At 37.9% G+C, this 18,156-nt stretch carries 20 protein-coding genes; 6 read left to right on the top strand and 14 right to left on the bottom strand.

The features are described 5' to 3' along the window. Positions 1-108 precede the first annotated feature (108 nt). On the bottom strand, positions 109-1,524 hold the full coding sequence (locus tag METEV_RS10250) for a single-stranded-DNA-specific exonuclease RecJ (protein WP_013195440.1): 1,416 nt from the start codon (positions 1,522-1,524) through the stop codon (positions 109-111). 19 nt (positions 1,525-1,543) lie between these two features. After that, the gene (locus METEV_RS10245; RefSeq protein ID WP_013195439.1) at positions 1,544-2,035 is read right to left on the bottom strand and encodes a hypothetical protein; all 492 of its coding nucleotides are present in this window, start codon (positions 2,033-2,035) and stop codon (positions 1,544-1,546) included. Between the two features lie 112 nt (positions 2,036-2,147). On the opposite strand from METEV_RS10245, the gene METEV_RS10240 reads away from it, so the two are divergent. Then, complete coding sequence (locus METEV_RS10240; RefSeq protein WP_013195438.1) at positions 2,148-2,330, top strand: hypothetical protein; 183 nt, start codon at positions 2,148-2,150, stop codon at positions 2,328-2,330. A 22-nt stretch (positions 2,331-2,352) separates the two neighbouring features. Then, positions 2,353-2,772: a secondary thiamine-phosphate synthase enzyme YjbQ gene (locus tag METEV_RS10235; protein WP_013195437.1), complete on the top strand. Its 420-nt coding sequence runs from the start codon at positions 2,353-2,355 to the stop codon at positions 2,770-2,772. Positions 2,773-2,823: 51 nt separating this feature from the next. Here the strand turns inward: METEV_RS10235 and METEV_RS10230 are convergent, their stop codons facing one another. Next, the gene (locus tag METEV_RS10230) at positions 2,824-3,258 is read right to left on the bottom strand and encodes a DUF1699 family protein (protein WP_013195436.1); all 435 of its coding nucleotides are present in this window, start codon (positions 3,256-3,258) and stop codon (positions 2,824-2,826) included. Positions 3,259-3,461: 203 nt separating this feature from the next. Here METEV_RS10230 and METEV_RS10225 point away from each other — a divergent pair, with 203 nt between their 5' ends. Next, positions 3,462-4,307: a hypothetical protein gene (locus tag METEV_RS10225; RefSeq protein WP_013195435.1), complete on the top strand. Its 846-nt coding sequence runs from the start codon at positions 3,462-3,464 to the stop codon at positions 4,305-4,307. Here the strand turns inward: METEV_RS10225 and METEV_RS10220 are convergent. The 6 genes from METEV_RS10220 to METEV_RS10195 form a co-directional block, all read right to left on the bottom strand. Further along, complete coding sequence (locus METEV_RS10220; protein ID WP_013195434.1) at positions 4,304-5,050, bottom strand: MinD/ParA family ATP-binding protein; 747 nt, start codon at positions 5,048-5,050, stop codon at positions 4,304-4,306. The two genes, METEV_RS10225 and METEV_RS10220, sit on opposite strands and share 4 nt — an antisense overlap. A gap of 37 nt (positions 5,051-5,087) precedes the next feature. After that, entirely contained in the window at positions 5,088-5,453 is a 366-nt protein-coding gene (locus METEV_RS10215; RefSeq protein ID WP_013195433.1) for a helix-turn-helix domain-containing protein, read from the bottom strand. A gap of 105 nt (positions 5,454-5,558) precedes the next feature. Continuing rightward, positions 5,559-7,202: a tRNA uridine(34) 5-carboxymethylaminomethyl modification radical SAM/GNAT enzyme Elp3 gene (locus METEV_RS10210; protein ID WP_013195432.1), complete on the bottom strand. Its 1,644-nt coding sequence runs from the start codon at positions 7,200-7,202 to the stop codon at positions 5,559-5,561. A gap of 61 nt (positions 7,203-7,263) precedes the next feature. Then, positions 7,264-8,301 carry an AAA family ATPase gene (locus METEV_RS10205; protein WP_013195431.1) on the bottom strand — a complete coding sequence of 346 codons (1,038 nt, stop codon included), beginning with the start codon at positions 8,299-8,301 and terminating at the stop codon, positions 7,264-7,266. 12 nt (positions 8,302-8,313) lie between these two features. Beyond that, positions 8,314-10,023 (bottom strand): preprotein translocase subunit SecD, encoded by a 1,710-nt coding sequence (locus METEV_RS10200; protein WP_013195430.1) that lies wholly within the window; start codon positions 10,021-10,023, stop codon positions 8,314-8,316. After that, complete coding sequence (locus METEV_RS10195; RefSeq protein WP_013195429.1) at positions 10,020-10,922, bottom strand: protein translocase subunit SecF; 903 nt, start codon at positions 10,920-10,922, stop codon at positions 10,020-10,022. Before METEV_RS10195 ends, METEV_RS10200 begins: the two co-directional genes overlap by 4 nt. 162 nt (positions 10,923-11,084) lie before the next feature. Here METEV_RS10195 and METEV_RS10190 point away from each other — a divergent pair, with 162 nt between their 5' ends. Continuing rightward, on the top strand, positions 11,085-11,552 hold the full coding sequence (locus METEV_RS10190; RefSeq protein WP_013195428.1) for a deoxycytidylate deaminase: 468 nt from the start codon (positions 11,085-11,087) through the stop codon (positions 11,550-11,552). Here the strand turns inward: METEV_RS10190 and METEV_RS10185 are convergent. From METEV_RS10185 to METEV_RS10165, 5 genes are all read right to left on the bottom strand, one after another. Further along, positions 11,537-12,304, bottom strand: coding sequence for a coenzyme F420-0:L-glutamate ligase (locus tag METEV_RS10185; protein WP_013195427.1), 768 nt, complete (start codon positions 12,302-12,304; stop codon positions 11,537-11,539). The genes METEV_RS10190 and METEV_RS10185 overlap by 16 nt on opposite strands. A 192-nt stretch (positions 12,305-12,496) precedes the next feature. Further along, on the bottom strand, positions 12,497-12,958 hold the full coding sequence (locus METEV_RS10180) for an Hsp20/alpha crystallin family protein (RefSeq protein WP_013195426.1): 462 nt from the start codon (positions 12,956-12,958) through the stop codon (positions 12,497-12,499). Positions 12,959-12,979: 21 nt separating this feature from the next. Beyond that, on the bottom strand, positions 12,980-13,477 hold the full coding sequence (locus tag METEV_RS10175; protein WP_013195425.1) for an Hsp20/alpha crystallin family protein: 498 nt from the start codon (positions 13,475-13,477) through the stop codon (positions 12,980-12,982). A 15-nt stretch (positions 13,478-13,492) separates the two neighbouring features. Next, positions 13,493-13,942, bottom strand: coding sequence for an Hsp20/alpha crystallin family protein (locus METEV_RS10170; protein ID WP_232216854.1), 450 nt, complete (start codon positions 13,940-13,942; stop codon positions 13,493-13,495). 86 nt (positions 13,943-14,028) lie between these two features. Next, a complete protein-coding gene (locus tag METEV_RS10165) occupies positions 14,029-15,234 on the bottom strand; it encodes a cofactor-independent phosphoglycerate mutase (protein WP_013195423.1) in 1,206 nt (401 codons plus the stop codon). Positions 15,235-15,388: 154 nt separating this feature from the next. Here METEV_RS10165 and METEV_RS10160 point away from each other — a divergent pair, with 154 nt between their 5' ends. Further along, on the top strand, positions 15,389-16,612 hold the full coding sequence (locus METEV_RS10160) for a hypothetical protein (protein ID WP_157197337.1): 1,224 nt from the start codon (positions 15,389-15,391) through the stop codon (positions 16,610-16,612). A 121-nt stretch (positions 16,613-16,733) separates the two neighbouring features. Then, the gene (locus METEV_RS10155; RefSeq protein ID WP_013195421.1) at positions 16,734-18,143 is read left to right on the top strand and encodes an aspartate kinase; all 1,410 of its coding nucleotides are present in this window, start codon (positions 16,734-16,736) and stop codon (positions 18,141-18,143) included. The last annotated feature ends 13 nt before the right edge of the window (positions 18,144-18,156 follow it).

Below are 18,156 nucleotides of genomic sequence, written 5' to 3'. Positions count from 1 at the left end.
AGAAAACGCTACATTAGTATATTTTAAGACTAAAAATTAGAAATTATTGGTATTAAACCTTTTGTTCCTGATTATTTTAAATACTCTGGTTACTTTCACATCGATTGGTTACTGTTTTTTCTTATATCTTCCTATCTGTGAACCAATAATTTCGTCCAGTTTATATATGAACTCTCCTTTTACTTCATGCGGTATTGTAGCACCGGATGCTATATCATGCCCTCCTCCTACACCACCTACTTCTTCGCAGGTTTTGGATATGGCTTCTGAAAGGTTAAGACCCTGTCTTAAAAGATCTTGTGTTCCTCTTGCCGATACTTTAACACCATCATCAGTATCTGCAAAACCAATTATAGGGTAGGACCGGTCACCGACAACAGTTGTACTCATACCAGCAATAATGCCTACTATTGTTTCTTTTATATTTGACCCTGAATCAAAATATTGCAGGTTGTTGAGTTTTGTAACACCATTCTCCTTAACAAACATCAACCCATTGACAAGATTCTGTCTATGTTCACTTAATAGTTTGCTGGCTTTTTCATAGGCTTCACCACGGTCACCTATACAGACAGCAAGACCTATATCAGCATGGTCATATCGTGCAGTTGCGTTAAGAAGGGTGGAAAATTCAGAACTATCGCGCATTTCTGTCCCTTCCTGCTCTTTTAAAAGGACATATACTTCAGACACAAGCCTTTCTATTTTGTAGGACGGGACACCTGACCTTACACAGTGTTGCATAAGTGCAGAAACTATATGCTGTTTTTCATCCTGTGTACAATCAATCCATCTTCTCCAGCGTTCATCACCTCTGAACCGGATACCAAGATTGTGTAAAAATTCTATACATGCATCTTCATCACCTGTAAGTCCGGGAAGGAAAGGGTCGGATGAAAACTGGAGTAATTTGAAAACAGGACGTGTCTGTTTTCCAAAAAGTGTTAAATCCTTTTTGTAATGCAATACACCGTTTTCAGCACCTTCCTGTAGTATCAAACGGTTAATACCGGTTAGGTACCCTTTTTTAGAGTGTTGAAAATCGCCTGTAGCACCAACTATAGCAAGGTCTGCAAGGTCGTTATTGTCGCCAAGGACCGATGCAAGGATGTAGGTTGTACCTGAACCGCTAAGTTCTGATGAACCATTTACTCCAAAAATGTGCGGATTGAGATGGGTTTGCAGTATCTTTGTGTCTCCTTTGGGTTGGTGGTGGTCTGATATCACAGCATTAATACCTGCTGACTTTATTTCTTCAATCATACCACTGCCAAGATCTGTAAATATAACAAGTTCATGGTTTTCACTGGCGATATCTTCAATGGCACTTTCATCCAGCTGTTTCAAAAAACGGGTAGAATAATTAATACCTCTGCGTTGAAGAGCTTTACAGATAATTCCTGCAGATGTCAGACCATCTGCATCTATATGGGATACTACATGTACGGTGTCGTATTTTGTTATTTCTTCTACACACTTAACAGCATGATTTCGCATTTCCTGCATTACCTGATTGAAATCCATTTTTGTATCTGACCTCTGTTTAAATTCTACTTCCCAATATCCACTTTTTGGGGTCTATTACATATCCGCTGCCATCTCTTTCGATTTCTGGAAAAGCCTGTATTTCAGAAACTGTATACTTAGATTCACCGTTATGAAAGCGTTCAACAAGTTCTGTCCACGGAATGATATGAGCTTTTCTGGAACATCCTGAACCCATCCTGAGTTCTACAGCAAGAAACCCAGTTCTGCCTGATTTATTCAAAAAATCTGATATACGATTTATTTGATGCATGTCGTTTTTGTCCGTTGTGAAATGCTGGGTGAAGTAAAGTGCATTTGCTCCTTTATCAACTGATATGCTTTTGCATTCTATACCCAGATAATAGTCAGGGTCGAGTGAATCCACAAGTACATCCAGAAATTGCTGGGCGAATCTATGCTGCTTGAGCCGATGTGCAATACCTTTAATACCGTTTTGCTCAAAAAATGTGTTGAATGATTGTACAAGTACTCTTTCAAATTCTGTCATGGATGAACCAGAATATCTGTTTTTCTTATATTAATTCCTGCATTACTATAAACATTGTATTCTTTTTAAATTTGCGTTAACTTGATGTATAATATATTTCATCTGGTAATTGATGAATAAAAAAAGCTTTGAAATTCTGTCGGCGATAGGCTCAGTAGTAATCTTAATAATATCATTGGTGCTGGTAGAGGAGACAGGACTAACACCAGAAGGTTATATTGTTTCATTTTTGGTATTTGTATTGCTTTCTACGGTGTTGGGACTGAAACTTGTGAAAGTCGATTATGGAGAATAATGCTCTAAAGGGTTGATTTGTTATGAGTGTATTGACAAGACGACTAAAATACGAAACAGAAGCCAATATCGATATAGTAAACATCACTTCGGACGTGTCCAGTGCAATCGACAATTCAGGAATTAAAAATGGATTTGTGACAGTTTTTGTACCCGGTTCTACAGCGGCAGTAACCAGTATGGAATATGAACCGGGGCTGATTTCTGATTTGACCAGTGTACTGGAAAAAATAGCACCAAGTGATGTTGAATATCAGCATGATAAAAAATGGCACGACGGCAACGGATTTTCTCATGTTCGCGCTTCTTTATTGGGTCAGAGTGAAACATTTCCTATAATTAACAGCGAGCTGGCTAACGGTCCGTGGCAACAGGTTGTATTGATAAATCTGGACAACAGACCAAGATATAGGGAACTTATACTCCAGATTTATGGCGAATAAAAACAGTTAATGTCCAATCATTTAAGGATTGGACAAACACTGATATTTTGTTTATTTTGTGGAAGCAGCTTTTTGAGTATCCTGTGACTCCTGCTGTTTCATAAGGAACTGGATAAAATCGGTGCTTAGTCTGGTTTCTTTGACCATTTTATCAACGATTTCTTCATCAGAGAGATTGTTTTCTCTTAAATCCTTTATTCTGTTGTATACATTTCTGGATACTTCAGAATATTCGTTGATGTCTTTTCTGTGTCCCCAGACGTCACCTTCCAGTAATGAGATTCCCTGCATTTCAAGAAACATCTTGGCAGAGCTTGAAATAGTCCGCTTGTATGAACTTGGAATATGCAGTGCTTTAAGGTTTGGACATCTCATTACCAGTGAAAATATATCAGTATTGGATGGTCTGAAAGCCATGTGTACTATTTCTTCGCTTTCATCTACGTTTTCGATTTCTTCTTTTGAACTTACGACTCGAATTTTCATAATATCCCTTACTATTCATCAGTGGTTTTTTTGTTATATTGCATAAAAAATTTATACAATACATTCTTTCTGTATATACACGATACTATTTAAAGATTATTCTCTTTAAAGTAAAATAGCGATAGTATATAGTGAAAATAATTCTGTAAAAACTAATAATTAATGCCAAATTATATAAGTATATCAGTTTCAGGATTGATATAGTGTCTATACAATACCACTACCAACTGCTTAAAAAAAGAAAATTGAAATTAATCTATATTACATTGGCATTTATCCTTACATATTTTGCAAGCTGGCTTCCAGATTTCCACTTGCAGGGGATGGAAGGAGTTGATATTAGTTCAGTCGCAGCTTTTGGTCCTTTAAACGGTATGCTTCTTGGACCTTATATTGGACCTATTGTATCGTTTTTTGGTATTATGACGCATGTTGTGACCGATACCAGCCATATCAGTGCCAATTTATTCCATTTTGCAACTCCTGTATTTGTCATGTTATCTTCGGTTGTTTCTGGACTTGTAATTACAAGAAAAGAAAAACCGGCACTGTATATTTTTTCATCTCTGATTGTATTGTGGTATTTTTTTGACACCGGTCGAGAAGTTTTCTATTTACCATGGTTTCATATATTGGTTCTTTTTGCATTCATCATATTCTATAAACGATATCAACATAAGCTAATGCATGTAAGTGTATACACGTTTTTACTGCTGTTTATGGGCTCACTCATGGCAATATTAACCGACCATATGGCAGGTAATATCACTGCACTACTGATGATGGATTTGCCTGTAAGGTTATTTGAGTCAAGTGTTACTGTTTACCCGATTGAACGGGCGATACTTGCATTTGGAGCGGCATTTATGATGTTTATTCTCGTGGCTGCACTCCAGTATTCCATTATGGAACTTAAAAAGACCAATGGTGAAATCGATGATATGCAAATGGAGAATCTGATAAATTATGCACAGTATGATGTCAAACGCATACTGGATGAAGAACAGGAAGAGAAAAATAAGGATTTGGAGGACAAAAATAAAGATTAACTGCTTTGTATAATATTTTGTGATATTTTATACATCGCCCTTGAAAAAACATGGTCAGGTTCAGAAAATACGATGAGGTCATTGTCGGTTTTTGCAGTTATATCGCACATACATGGAATTGATTCTATAACAGGTGTGTTTTGATTTTTACTATTTTTAGGGTATAAATATCCATCATGGCACATGTTTTCAATTATGGCACAATTTTTGTGAAGTATGTTGTAGATGCCGTCTATTACCTGTTCAGTACTTTTGATGCATGTATAGTTTTGTTTAACCACAACCGCGATATAATCGGATGTTGCAACAGCATTGATTGACTCATAGTCAATACCCGGGCTTGTATCCAGTATAACGATGTCTATTCCTGAATCAATAAGTTCTTTTTTTGCTCTTATAAGGTATCTCAGGGCTTTTGACTGCCAGTCACGGTCTTTACTTGAAATCTCGCGGATGGATTCTATATCCGGGTCTGTAAGACCTACATATAAATGTCCAGATGTTTCAAAATCGTTGCTAATATCATTTACTGCATCTTTAATACTGCATCTGTCATGAAGGACATCATTAATCCAGTATCTGGGTTTTATTTTGAAAAAATTGGTAAATGATGGTGCTTTGAAATCAAAATCAAGAAGGCATACGTTGTAACCTTCTGATGCATATGCACCTGCAAGATTTATAGCAATACTGGTTTTTCCAGTGCCCCCTTTAGAAGAATGAACCGCCAGTGTAAAACTCATATAATTCCCACTCAATTAATATTTATTAAAATTATTGTTAATTCACGTTATCATCGAATTTAAAGTATATCTGTTTTCCCTTCCTGAATTTGTAAGCATATCCCAGTTTAACCAACTGGTTTAGATAATTACTTTCAACCGCCCTTTCTTTTTCAGTTATCTCTGCTATTTCATTGGCAGTCGCCTGTTCCAGTTTAAGTAATGTGGTTGCTGTAGTGCGAAGGTGTTCTGGAAGTGATATAAGTGTCATCACATCCATAGAATTTGATATTATGCTTTCTTTGTCTTTCTCATTTATGTTGCTGTTGTTTGTATCCTGTAATAGTCTGTCCAGTTTGTCGTTGATTTCGTTCAGTTTGTCAAATATTTGGTCAAATGTATCTTTTTCAGACATTGTAATCATGACTGTCAATGTAGTTTCGATAATGGATTACTGGTATATAATACATTAATAGCATTTTTAACCAACCCTAATAATCTGTTTATATAGATATCGTTTTTTGCACCATTAATAAAGACGTTTTGACATGTAGACCCCATCAAGGTGATATCCAAATTTTCGATAATATTCGCGAGCGCCAATACCACTTATGATTGCCAGTTTTTTGTGGCCGCTATTATATGATATTTTCTCTGCCTGTTCGAGCAGTTCGGAACCGTAACCTCTGTGCTGCCAGTATTTATTTTCTGAACTTCCAAACGGTGCCATTGAACCATAAACATGCAATTCCCTTACAACAGCTGCATCATGCAGTTCATTTCGGTGGGGTCTTGCAGGAAATCGAAGCCTCAGGAATCCTATTAGTATGTCCTGTTTTACATCTTCAAAAGCAAGAAAATGTTCTACTCCTCCACAGGAATTGTAGGATTCTACAGTAAATTCGATATTTTCATCACTGGGTTCAATACCTTTCAGGATGTTGTGTCCCACTTCCCTGCATCTGATACACCGGCATTTTCCACCTTTTTCCTGGAGACGTTCTCTTGCAAGTTGGCGGATATTGCTTTTTCTAACACCGGCAAATATCTGCTGGGATGGTATATCTCGCTGGATTCTCTGCAAACGCACCCATTTTGGAAGCATTGCTTTAACATCTGAAATCAGTTCTACGGCTTCATCGTCATCAAGAGCGGTGTATTCACCTCTTTCCCACATCTTATAGAGTTCAGTACCTTCTGTTACAAGAGTTGGATAAATCTTTAGGTAATCAGGCATAAACCGCGAATCATCAAACAACCTCTCAAATCCTCGAAGTTCGCGCTCATAACCCATGCCTGGAAGGTTTGGCATCATGTGAAATCCAACTTTAAGCCCGCTATCTCTTAACATACGGTTTGCTTCAGCAGTATCATTGACGGTATGTCCCCGATTAATCCTTGAAAGTACAAAATCGTATACACTTTGGACACCGATTTCTACTTTTGTAGCACCCAGTTCCAAGATTCTGTCTATATGTTGAGTATTTGTCCAGTCAGGTCTGGTTTCAAAGGTTATGCCTATGTTTCTTATAGGGGCGTTTTCATTTGCCTTCTGCACCTCTTCAAGAGGTATATATGGCTGGGTTTTACCGATTGTATGGGCGTTATTTCTCCATGAAGTGTCATAGAAATCGTTCATTGCTTCAATGCATTTTTTGGTATACCATTCCTGATAATCTATAGACCTTGATGTAAATGTACCACCCATAACGATAAGTTCAGCCTTGTCTACATCGTGTCCGATTTCTTTTAACTGGGATAAACGCGATGTGACCAGTTTATATGGGTCGTATTCATTACGAATAGCACGTCTGGTTGCAGGTTCAAGGCCCATGTAGCTTTGGGGGGAATTAAATTCTGAATCCGGACCACCGGGACATGGGACACATACACCATGAGGACATGGGGCGGGAGAGGTCATTGCAGCAACCACTGCTACACCGGAAATAGTGCGTACAGGTTTACGGCGAAGTATCTCCATTGCCTGTTTTTGTTCTTCTTCAGTACCCACCGTTATAATGTCTGAATTTCTCGGAAGCGAGGAAAACCGATAGGCTGAACTCAATCTTTTCTTGGCTTTGTTCAATTCTGTGTTGCTGGTTATTGTACCATCCAGCACCATTTCAAGAAGTTGTCTGCACACCCGGTTAAAATCATCTGTATTTTCTGACATTTTTATTCAAAAAAGGTTACTTTTACATGAAGGATTAATTAGTAAGGGTAATTAAAGTTTTTCAATACAAATCAGTTATCAGATATTCCAACTGTATACGTGCATTTGCGGCATCAAGCATGTGGAAATCAATTTCTGCGATTTTTTTAACCATATCAGCAACTTTCAGGTCGTTGTCACCGGATTCAACCGCTACATCATAAAGAGATTCCAGTATTTCGTATCCTGAAAAACCGCTTTCAATCAGCAAATTGTCTATAATTTTGCGTGCTGTGTCGATATCTTTGTTAACAGCTGCACTAAAAAGCTGGTCGATATTTTCTTTTTCAGGAATTTCATTCAATACAGCTTCATAAATGTCCTGCAGGGATATATTTGTATCCTCATCCTTTGAATGCAAATACGCTATTTGTGTTGTGGTTAATGCTCTGGAAATGTTTCCTCTGGATACATACCACAGTGCTTCGAGACCGTCTTCTGTAAATTGTATGTCTTCGTTTTCAGCAATTGGTTGAATATAATTTTTAAGCTCTTTTTCGGTTACATAGGTGAAAAACAACCTTAAACCCCGGGACTTTAATGGCTGTATAAGTTTTGACGGTTGGGTTGTAGAAAGTATGAACCTGCAGGTTGAGGTGTATTTTTCCATGATACGTCGAAGAGCTTGTTGGGAACTGGAATCCAGAGATTGTGCATCATCTATGAATATGATTTTATAATCAGAATCAATAGGTCGCATACTCGCATATTCATTGATAATTTGTTTGAATATGGATAATACGCTCATGCGTATTTTTTTGGGGTCTTGAGTACCGATTATACGTGCAAATCGCCTATCTCTGACTAGATATCGTTTTCCCTGGTCAAAAAAATCAGAAGCATTGAAATACGTAAAATTGTTTTCGTAATGTTTGCCATAGAGTTCATTTGCAAGTGCAAAAGCAGTGGATGATTTACCGGAATTGACAGGACCCTGAAAAATAAGGTGTGGAAGGTTATTGGACTTTAATATTTTTTTCAATGTATTGATAGAAAACTCATTACCTGCTATATCATCAAGTTTTTTCGGTTTGTATTTTACAGTCCAGATATCCTTCATCTAATCCACACCTTATTCTTGTATATCAGTACCGTCCGTGGTGGTATCTTTAAGCACCTCTTTTATGATTTTTCCGTAAACCGGTCTTGCAATGAACACACCGATTAATACGCCTACAATAGTTGTAAGTGCAAAACCTCTCAGTGCACCAAAACCAAGAACCATCAGAGGCGACATGGCTATAATTGTTGTTGCTGCTGCACCTATTATAATTCCAAAGGCTTTGGTAATCCTTGAAAGATATATCTTTGTGGGAGGCAATTTTCCTTCGTATAATACCTCATCTGTTATGATTACCAGATGGTCTATACCTGTACCAATGGCGGCTATAATACCTGCAATACTTGGAAGATCAAGCTGCCATCCGATAGCAGCGGAGAATCCCAGTATCATGACCGCTTCACTGAAGGATATTCCAACCATTGGAATAAGAATACGCTTTTCCCGGTATTTGTTGTATATAACACCTGCAACTCCTATCAGAGCAAATAAACCTGCTAAAACTGCCAGTGTTTTGAATTGCTCACCAAGTGATGCATCGATGTGTCCAGAACCGACGATTTCAACATTTACCGGTAATGCACCTGCTCTTAGGTGTATTTGGAGCTGTTCGGCTTCGTCTTTTCCTTCTTCTCCTCCGCCGACTGATGATTGCCAGGAGTAGATAAGTGAATCCTGCAGAGTATTGGCAGCGGATGGACTTAACGGAGCACTATATATCTGCTCATTATCAAGATACATCTTTAGAGGATGTTCAGAAGGATTATTGATTGCACCTGTTTCTATAGCGGCTTTCTGGAGTGATTTTGCACCCGGGTCTGATAGAGTAAACGGAACATTCCATTGCTGATTCTGGAAACTTGGTACTCCTACACTTTTTATCTCTTCTCCATACAGGACATGACGGGTTCTGTTGCCTTCGGTAACAATCCGTATTTCGAATTTACCGGGTTGCTGAGCAACCTCTTTTGCAGTGGCAAGATCAACACCGGCAAAATCAATCAGAATGTAATTTTCACCGGCACTGCGTACGGGTATATCTTTCAGACCAAGGGCGTTCAGTTTTTCACTCAGTGTTTCTTTGGTAAGTTCTCTTGTATCTTCAGTAACGCCTTCTCGGTATAGTGGAGACCCTTCTGGACCTGTTACAATTGATCCATCAACTTCTTGCATCAGGTTCTGTAGTTCTTGGTGTGAAACAGAAGTTCGTATTTCATACTCTGTACTGTCCTGACGGGGCAAGGGTACTACTTCAGTATCCAAAGCATTGGATAAATAAGAAGTAATCAGTCTTTGCTTTGTGGTCTGGATTTCTACATTGGTTTGGTTATCTTCTCTGTTTATAGAAGCCTGACCAATATTTAAAAGGTTTATCTGCGACTGGGTAAGGGTGCTGTTTGTAACAAATGTCACAGTTCCAGTGGTACTGTCATCGGGAGGTATATTCACATTGGTTATCGTAATATCTGCATCTATTGACGATTCTACAATCTTTTTCACCATTTCACCGGAGTCACCATCAACCTGAGCGATAGCACCCTGAAGCTGTAACTGGAGCCATGAACCACCTTCAAGGTCGAGTCCATAATTAAGGTTTGATTGTGCACCTTCACCGGGGATGTATATAGGCTGTATAGCAATAAGGGACGCTATAATAGCTACTATAAAAATCTGAACTCTTCTGTCTCTCAGCAGACTACCGTTTTCTTCATCATCACTCATGCTTTTGACCTCCTGCCTTTACCTTTTCCAAGATGCCATCTCAGTACCCCGGTGTTGAACACCCATGTATTCAACAGGTCTGCGGCTAATCCGAAGATAAGCACTACGGATATGTCGGATAATATACTCACCTGAGAAATCCAGGGTATGATAAGATATGTATAGGTTGATATGAGATAGAGCATAACAACTGCTGAAAGTGTAGTAGTTGTCATGATAACTCCAGTATGCATTGCTCTGGTTATTTTTTCATCAAGGTTACCCTTTCTCTTTAACAAACGATTGTTGAGCAATATATCACTGTCTACAGAGTACCCTATAATCATTAATAATGCTGCAACAGTGCCAAAAGATAGTTCAATTCCTGTAAGGTTCATAAGTGCGACAGCAATTGTTATATCAGAAACAGCAGAAGCAATAACTACAAATGAGGGTACAAGGGTTCTGAAAATCAAATAAACCACAGCAGCCATACCTATAAACGAAATAAGTAGTGCCATCAGTGCCTGCCTTTGTAGGGATTCCCCGTAAACAGGTCCAATCTGTCGTATTTCTACATTTGAATACTTGGAGGATATCTCATCTTCAATAGCAATTTGTTGCTCACTATCCATGGGTCCAAACTGCATTGTTACTCTTCCACCAGACTTACGCAAATCCTGTATAGGAAACTCGGAATACTGTTCTTCCAGATAATCGGTAGAATCCTCAGTGGTCATGGCAATCATGGAACCACCTTCAAATTCCATTCCGAGTCTAACGGGGGAACCACTGCTAAAAAACATCATTCCTATAATTAAAAGTGAAACCAGAAAAACTGCAACAGGTAGCATTATAACCTGCCGGTCGTTATGATTTTTTACAAATGAATCCAGGTTTTCTATCAGACCAAATCTCATGGTTAATAACTCCACATTAACTAAATTTTAAAGTAATCCTTCATACTCTTCAAACCTCTGATACTGTAAAGGACATGATATATTTTTAAAAATTTCCTTCCAATTGTTTGGGTGATTAAACACTTATAATTATATATACCACTTTTTATTTTATGAATATTGATGACAGATAATGAGGATAGACTCAGTATAGATGAATATTTTCTTGAGATAGCATCGGTTGTTGCAAAACGAGCTACATGCCTGCGTAACAAAGTAGGCGCTGTTATTGTAAGGGACAAGCGAATTATATCCACCGGTTATAACGGAGCACCTAGCAACCTTGAACATTGTCTTGATATTGGTTGTATTAGACAGCAGTATAATATAGAGTCAGGAACACAGCATGAAAAATGTCGTGCAGTTCATGCCGAACAAAACGCTATTATCCAGGCGGCTCTTCATGGCGTGAGTACCGACAATGCAACTATCTACTGTACACATCAGCCATGTATACTTTGTGCAAAAATGATAATCAATGCCAATATAAAAAAGGTGATTTATTTTTCAGATTATCCCGATGATGAAGCACTGAAATTCCTTTCCGATGCGGGAATCGAAACCATTAATTTCAGTCAGGAATTTGACTGATTCAAACAGCGTAAACCCTTTTTGATTATATCTTCGTCGTCTGGACGATGCATCTCTTTAACCGTTCTTTTTTCCTCGGTTAAGATATTCATCCCTCTTACAATTATCACAGGGTTACCACCGTCTCCTTCTCCCATCAACAAATTGGCAGTACCGGCAATTTCATCCGCAACAGCCTCTTCTGTGATTTCAAGAGCATGACCGTAAAGGTCTGTTTCACCGCGCCAGTTTTTGATTGCTGGAAGTTGATATACACCCACTGCTACGCCTGTCTGTCCGGTTTTAAAAGCCCTGCCGTTTGTATCAGTAATGATTACTCCTAACTGTTTGCCGGTAAGTTCTTTAAGACGTGAACCAATCAGTTCAGCACTTTCATCGGGGTTTTCCGGCAGGTCAAGAATAAAACCTTTTTCTATATTTGAGTCATCTATTCCAGCATTTATACAGACGTTTCCATTATATGTTTCAACAAGCATTATTGGGGATTCGACAAGGCATTCTCTACTTCTGTTAAGAACCGCCTGTACAAAAGCAGGATTAAAACGGTTTTTGTTTGCAATTCTTACTGCGTTTTCAGAAGGATTTATATCTTCAAGTTTGAATACCTGACCTTCGGATTTGGCTACAATTGTGGAAGCGATTACAGCAATATCTCCGTCATCTAACTCGATGTTATTACTTATTATTTCTGCAAGATCATCGCCCTTTTTAATCAGGGGTATATTATCTACAGTAAACGCTTCTAATTTCAATTATCTTCCTCTTTTAGATTATAGAATTAAAAATAGCAGTAGGACTATATAATATCATCTATATAACATCTATTGTGCGGCGATGATGAAAGTTACCCCGACTGAGCAAAAATATGATGAAATTATAATGTCTGATGCCGCCAATATTAATCAAAAAATTAGTGGATAAATCGATTCAATTGATTATCCACTTTATTCAACAGTGATTTTGCGTTCTTTCTCTTTTTCAGATTTGGGCAGAGTGACTTTCAGGACACCGTCTTCAAGTTTTGCACTTGCACTTTCTTCATCTACAGTAACCGGTAATGGGACGGTTCTATAAAATTCACTGTAGGTTCTCTCTTTGCGGTAATATCCTTTTTCTTCGGTTTCTGACTCTTCACTGCGTTTGGCACTTATTTCTAAGATATCGTCTCTTACTGTAATATCAACGCCATCTTTATCGATACCCGGCATGTCAGCGGTAACGACAACATTGTTGTCCTCTTCTTTTACATCTACAAGCGGCGAGAATGTTGTACCTGTAACCCCGCTGAATCCTCCAAGTGCAAATCGGTTGAATAAATCACTTAAATAATCCTGAGTTTCTCTGATTTCTTCAAAGGGGTCTCTTCGTTTCATTCCAGAGGGTCCTCGTCTTATCATTTCAGCCATTGTATATTACCTCCTTTTTGTTTATTCGACTGTAATTTTCTTTTCTTCTTTCCCACTGGCTTTTGGTAGAGTAATTTTCAGGACACCATCTTCAAGTTTTGCACTTGCACCCTCTTCAGTTACAGATGCTGGCAGTGGTACAGCTCTGGAAAATGCTTTATATGTACGTTCTTTCCTGTAAAATCCTTCTTCTTCAGATTCGGATTCTTCTTTATGCTGGGCATTGATTTCTACCATGTCGTCTCTGACATTGATGTCCACATCTTCTTTGTTTACGCCCGGCATGTCAGCGGTAACAACAACGTTGTTATCCTCTTCTTTTACATCTACAAGTGGTGCAAAGGTTTCACTTTCTGCCCATTCGGCAGGCATAAGGTTCTCGAATAAATCACTTAAATGCTGCTGGGTCTCTCTGAGTTCTTCAAAGGGATCCCATGAGAATAACGACGGTCCTCTTGCGATTCCTGTTGGTCTCCTTCTTCTCATTCCTGTAGGTCCTCTTCTTATCATTTCAGCCATTTATAATTCCCCCTTTTATTGTACGGTTATTTTATGTTCTTTTTCTAATTTGGGTAGTGTAACTTTTAGTACACCGTTTTCAAGTTTTGCACTTGCACCTTCTTCAGTAACTGCTTCTGGTAATACTATAGTTCTTGAGAATCCTTCATAGGTACGTTCCTGCCTGTAATATACTTCTTCAGTGGATTCTTTACTACATTTTGCATTAATCTGTACAGTGTTATCACTGACCGTTATATCAATGTCTTCTTTATTAACTCCCGGTAAATCGGCGTTGATTATAATGTTGTTATCATCATCTTTGATATCTACCAGCGGAGCTAATGTTCTTCCAGCAAGCATTTCTCCACCCGGTGCAAATTTATCCAGTGCTCGTGTTATATCTTCTACTGGATCCCATCTGATTATACCACGTGCCATAGTCTCCACTCCTTGCGTTATGTCCCCTATTATTACTTCGTTCAAGTTTGAACCATTATTCCAATTGTCAGTGATACTATAAAAAAATTTTGGTTAAATAATTATAAAAAAAGGGTGATAGATACTGTTTATTATTGGTTGAGGTCTAACATCAGATTTATAATGTTGTTGCCATTTACTGTTTCCAGGCATCCGTTTATCATGGATTTTTCATTAAACGATTCGACTTCATCGGGATGTTTAATTATAGTGGAATAAATTGCAAAAGGAACAGGATCTGATGTATGGGTATTCAGAGATATAGGGGTGGGATGGTCGGGTGTTACCAATATTGTGTAATCCTCATTCAATTTATCATTCTGTACAAATTCAAGGATTTTGCCGACTACCATTCTGTCAAAATCTTCAATTGCTTGTGTTTTGGCATCGATACTTCCCATATGACCCGCTTCATCGGGAGCTTCAACATGTACAATAGCAATGTCGTGGTTTTGGAGTGATTCAATGGCGTATTCTGCTTTTCCTGAATAGTTTGTGTCCAGATATCCGGTTGCACCGGGTACATCTATGACATCAAGACCTGCATATGTTCCTATCCCTTTTATGAGGTCAACAGCTGATATTATAGACCCGGACAATCCATAGAGTTTTTTAAAATGCGGAATTTCTGGTGCATAACCCTGACCCCATAGCCATATTGAATTTGCTGGAGATTTACCGCTGTTAATGCGGTCAGTATTTACCCAGTGGTCTTTGAGAACCATGTACGACCTGTCAATCAAATCAGAAAGAGTTCCTGAATCTTTTCCTGAAGGCATATGGGTATTTTTGTCTTTACCCATTATGTCATGCGGGGGTGTACAGTTTGCATCTGCACCAATGTTATTTTTGGCAACCATGAGATGTTTGTAACTCATACCTGGATAGAATTGAATATTAGCGTTTCCAAGTTGCTGGTTTATCTCTTTAACCAAAATTTTTGCGTCTTCAGTTGCTATATGTCCTGCACTGTAGTCTTTTATAATATCATTATTTATTGTAATAAGGTTGCATCTGAAAGCTACGTCATCTTTTTCAAGTGTTATACCCATGCTTGCCGCTTCAAGAGGCGCTCTTCCTGTGTAGTATTTTTTTGTGTCATAGCCGATAATAGACATGTTGGCAATATCACTTCCAGGATGCATGCCCTCGGGAACATTTTTAGCAAGTCCGGTAATGCCGTGTTTTGCAATATAGTCCATATTCGGGGTTTTTGCGTTTTGCAGGATAGTTTGGTTGTCCAGTTCTTTGATGGGATAATCACCCATTCCGTCTCCTATAAGTACTATGTATTTCATCTGTTCACCTTGATTGCAGAGTATAACACCAATAAATTAATTTATCAATGCCCTAAATATAAAAAGGACATTAAAATAATTCCAACAAATAATAGATGTTGATTTATCTATGAGATATATATATTTTGTACTTATAGCTTTAGTATTATCTGGTTTGGCATCTACAACAGTATCTGCACAGGAATCAGATGTAATGATACACTATTGTAAGGATTCACTGGATATCGGAGATACCTATTCACTGGAGCAGGGTTATTCCTTCAAAGTGCGTGATATCAATGATGGAACAGGTAATAGCTGGATAGAACTCTATTTTAACGGTGAAAAAGTTGATACAGATGACCAGTTTAGCAAAGAAAACGACCCATTTGAATATAGAAAAACTGTAACTGAAAATGGAGATGAAAAACAATATCTTATAATTCGTATCACTCCAATTGAATTAATAAAAACATCAAATGATGTATCGGTAAAATACAAAATTGAACAACATTTAGACCCTGAAATAGAAACCGATAATTACCTTATAATTGATGATACAGAATCAGTTAATAATATCAATCCACTGGAGCTTAAAAACAATTATACACTTCATGTTGGTAATTTTGGTCAGGAATCAGCAGTTTTAACATTAAAAAAGGATGGTTCTACTGTTAAAGAAACAGAGACTAATGTAGGCGATTATTTTACATACACAAGAAAGACCAGCAAAGATAGTACAACAATATTTTTGGCTAAATTGAGTGAATTGTTTACAAGTAAAGATTACAATACAGTTTTCCTTGAAAAGATGACTCTCAGAAAGGATTACAATTTTGATTCCAGTTCAGGTATTGATTCTGATATTACTTTAAACACAACAGTAAAGGATTTGGATGGTGATGGGCTTACCAAGGGTGACAAGGCGATTGTTTCCTACACACTTAAAAACGGCAACTTTTCTGAAGTGATGGTTGAACTTGATGATAAACAGATAGACTTTAGAAATGATGTGGATTCAGGTACTTATGTGACTTTAACTGGTAATCTAACCGGTGGTGTTCATAATACAACTATTACAGCCGTTTCTGAAGAAGGTGTTAATAAAAAACAAACAACAGAGTTTGTGGTCAAATCCACATCTGATAATTCGAATGAATCAAGTTTGAATCTATCTGATAATTCTTCAAAGATAGGTAATAAACTGAAAAATTTAGCAGGTTCAGTGTTTGACAGACTGACAACTAATAGTACAGAGATAAATTCCAGTATAAATTCGGAAGGTTCAAATTCAGCAGGAATATCTGAAAATAGCGGGTTAGTTACAGCTTTGTCGGCTGTTATAACAGTTGTTGTGTTTTCTATTCTGGCGTTTTTCATCCTGAGTTTGCTCAGATAAATATGGTTGTGAATGGAAAAACTATTATAAACACAGATTGATTGAGCTATCTATAATACAGCGGATAATTTATATCTTTAACTTTTATTAAAATAACGAATTGCTGTGACGGGATTAAATAATGAGAATTGTGATGAAATTTGGAGGAACATCCATTGCAGATGGCAATAACATAAGGTATGTAGCACAACTTTTGAAAGATTATTATAACTCTGGTTATGAGGTAGTTGCGGTAACATCTGCATTGGGAAGTGTAACTGATGGATTGCTTTCTAATGCAATTGAAGTATCCAAAAAAGGCAAGGTTTCACAGATTAAAGAATTTATCTCTGACCTTACTCATAAACATTACAGCGCTGTTCATGAAGCTATAGATGATGAAGAAATTATTGATGAAACTATCCAGACAATTGACTGCAGGGTTGATGAACTGGAAAAGGCGCTTATTGGTATATGTTATCTGGGTGAACTTACACCTCGTTCAATAGATTATATCTCCTCCTATGGTGAACGTCTTGCCGCTCCTATAGTATCAGGAGCAATCAGGTCTATTGGAATCAAATCAAAAATGTACACAGGTGGAGATGTAGGGATAGTAACCGATAATGAATATGGAAGTGCCAAACCACTTGAACAGAGTTATCAGAGAGTGGGTGAAACACTCAGGACAGATCTTTCTGAATGTATACCTGTTGTGACAGGGTTTATTGCCGAAAACAAAGATGGAGTAATAACCACCCTCGGAAGAGGGGGGTCTGATTTTAGTGCATCAATCATAGGAGCATCCATCGACGCAGATGAAATCTGGTTGTGGAAAGAAGTTCACGGTATAATGACTACAGACCCAAAGATAGTACCTGAAGCAAGGTCAATGTCCTGGATATCTTATGCAGAAGCAATGGAACTTTCATATTTTGGAGCAAGAGTGCTTCATCCCAGAGCAATTGAACCTGCAATAAGGAACGGAATACCGGTTAGGGTCAAAAACACTTTTGAACCTAATTTTTCTGGAACTCTGGTAGTATCCGAACAAAAACCAACAGAAGATGTGGTAAAAGCTGTTACCCTTATTAAAAAGGTATCACTTGTCAATATATCTGGTGCCGGAATGGTAGGTACTATCGGTACAGCAGCCAGAGTATTTAATTCTCTTGCAGATGCCAACGTAAACATTATAATGATAAGTCAGGCATCTTCTGAATCCAATATGTCTATAGTGGTCGATGAAGACCATCTGGAAGCAGCAGTAAATGCCATCAATTCAGAATTTGATAAAAATGTTATAAAGGATGTGACCTATGATAACAATATTTGTGTGGTTGCAGTTGTAGGTGCAGGCATGGCAGGCATACCGGGAGTATCTGGTAGAGTATTTAGTTCTCTTGGAAAAGATAATATCAATGTGGTTGCCATCAGTCAGGGTTCGTCCCAGCATAATATTTCATTTGTAGTCAGTGAAGAGGAAGCATTTGACGCTGTAAGGGTATTGCATAAAGAGTTTGAACTTGAATCAAAGAAGCGGGAGGAATAAATTGGGAGACCGT

This window comes from Methanohalobium evestigatum Z-7303, assembly GCF_000196655.1.
In the GTDB taxonomy this organism is placed as follows: Archaea; Halobacteriota; Methanosarcinia; order Methanosarcinales; family Methanosarcinaceae; genus Methanohalobium; species Methanohalobium evestigatum.
This window is presented reverse-complemented; position numbering and strand designations above follow the sequence as displayed.

Bases quoted from the DNA above. Each gene is read 5' to 3' on its own strand.
- METEV_RS10205 (WP_013195431.1), bottom strand. From the start codon at position 8,301: ATGAAGGATATCTGGACTGTAAAATACAAACCGAAAAAACTTGATGAT.
- METEV_RS10245 (WP_013195439.1), bottom strand. From the start codon at position 2,035: ATGACAGAATTTGAAAGAGTACTTGTACAATCATTCAACACATTTTTT.
- METEV_RS10165 (WP_013195423.1), bottom strand. From the start codon at position 15,234: ATGAAATACATAGTACTTATAGGAGACGGAATGGGTGATTATCCCATC.
- METEV_RS10235 (WP_013195437.1), top strand. From the start codon at position 2,353: ATGAGTGTATTGACAAGACGACTAAAATACGAAACAGAAGCCAATATC.
- METEV_RS10210 (WP_013195432.1), bottom strand. From the start codon at position 7,202: ATGTCAGAAAATACAGATGATTTTAACCGGGTGTGCAGACAACTTCTT.
- METEV_RS10215 (WP_013195433.1), bottom strand. From the start codon at position 5,453: ATGATTACAATGTCTGAAAAAGATACATTTGACCAAATATTTGACAAA.
- METEV_RS10200 (WP_013195430.1), bottom strand. From the start codon at position 10,023: ATGAGTGATGATGAAGAAAACGGTAGTCTGCTGAGAGACAGAAGAGTT.
- METEV_RS10180 (WP_013195426.1), bottom strand. From the start codon at position 12,958: ATGGCTGAAATGATAAGACGAGGACCCTCTGGAATGAAACGAAGAGAC.
- METEV_RS10250 (WP_013195440.1), bottom strand. From the start codon at position 1,524: ATGGATTTCAATCAGGTAATGCAGGAAATGCGAAATCATGCTGTTAAG.
- METEV_RS10155 (WP_013195421.1), top strand. From the start codon at position 16,734: ATGAGAATTGTGATGAAATTTGGAGGAACATCCATTGCAGATGGCAAT.
- METEV_RS10195 (WP_013195429.1), bottom strand. From the start codon at position 10,922: ATGAGATTTGGTCTGATAGAAAACCTGGATTCATTTGTAAAAAATCAT.
- METEV_RS10240 (WP_013195438.1), top strand. From the start codon at position 2,148: ATGAATAAAAAAAGCTTTGAAATTCTGTCGGCGATAGGCTCAGTAGTA.
- METEV_RS10220 (WP_013195434.1), bottom strand. From the start codon at position 5,050: ATGAGTTTTACACTGGCGGTTCATTCTTCTAAAGGGGGCACTGGAAAA.
- METEV_RS10190 (WP_013195428.1), top strand. From the start codon at position 11,085: ATGACAGATAATGAGGATAGACTCAGTATAGATGAATATTTTCTTGAG.
- METEV_RS10230 (WP_013195436.1), bottom strand. From the start codon at position 3,258: ATGAAAATTCGAGTCGTAAGTTCAAAAGAAGAAATCGAAAACGTAGAT.
- METEV_RS10175 (WP_013195425.1), bottom strand. From the start codon at position 13,477: ATGGCTGAAATGATAAGAAGAGGACCTACAGGAATGAGAAGAAGGAGA.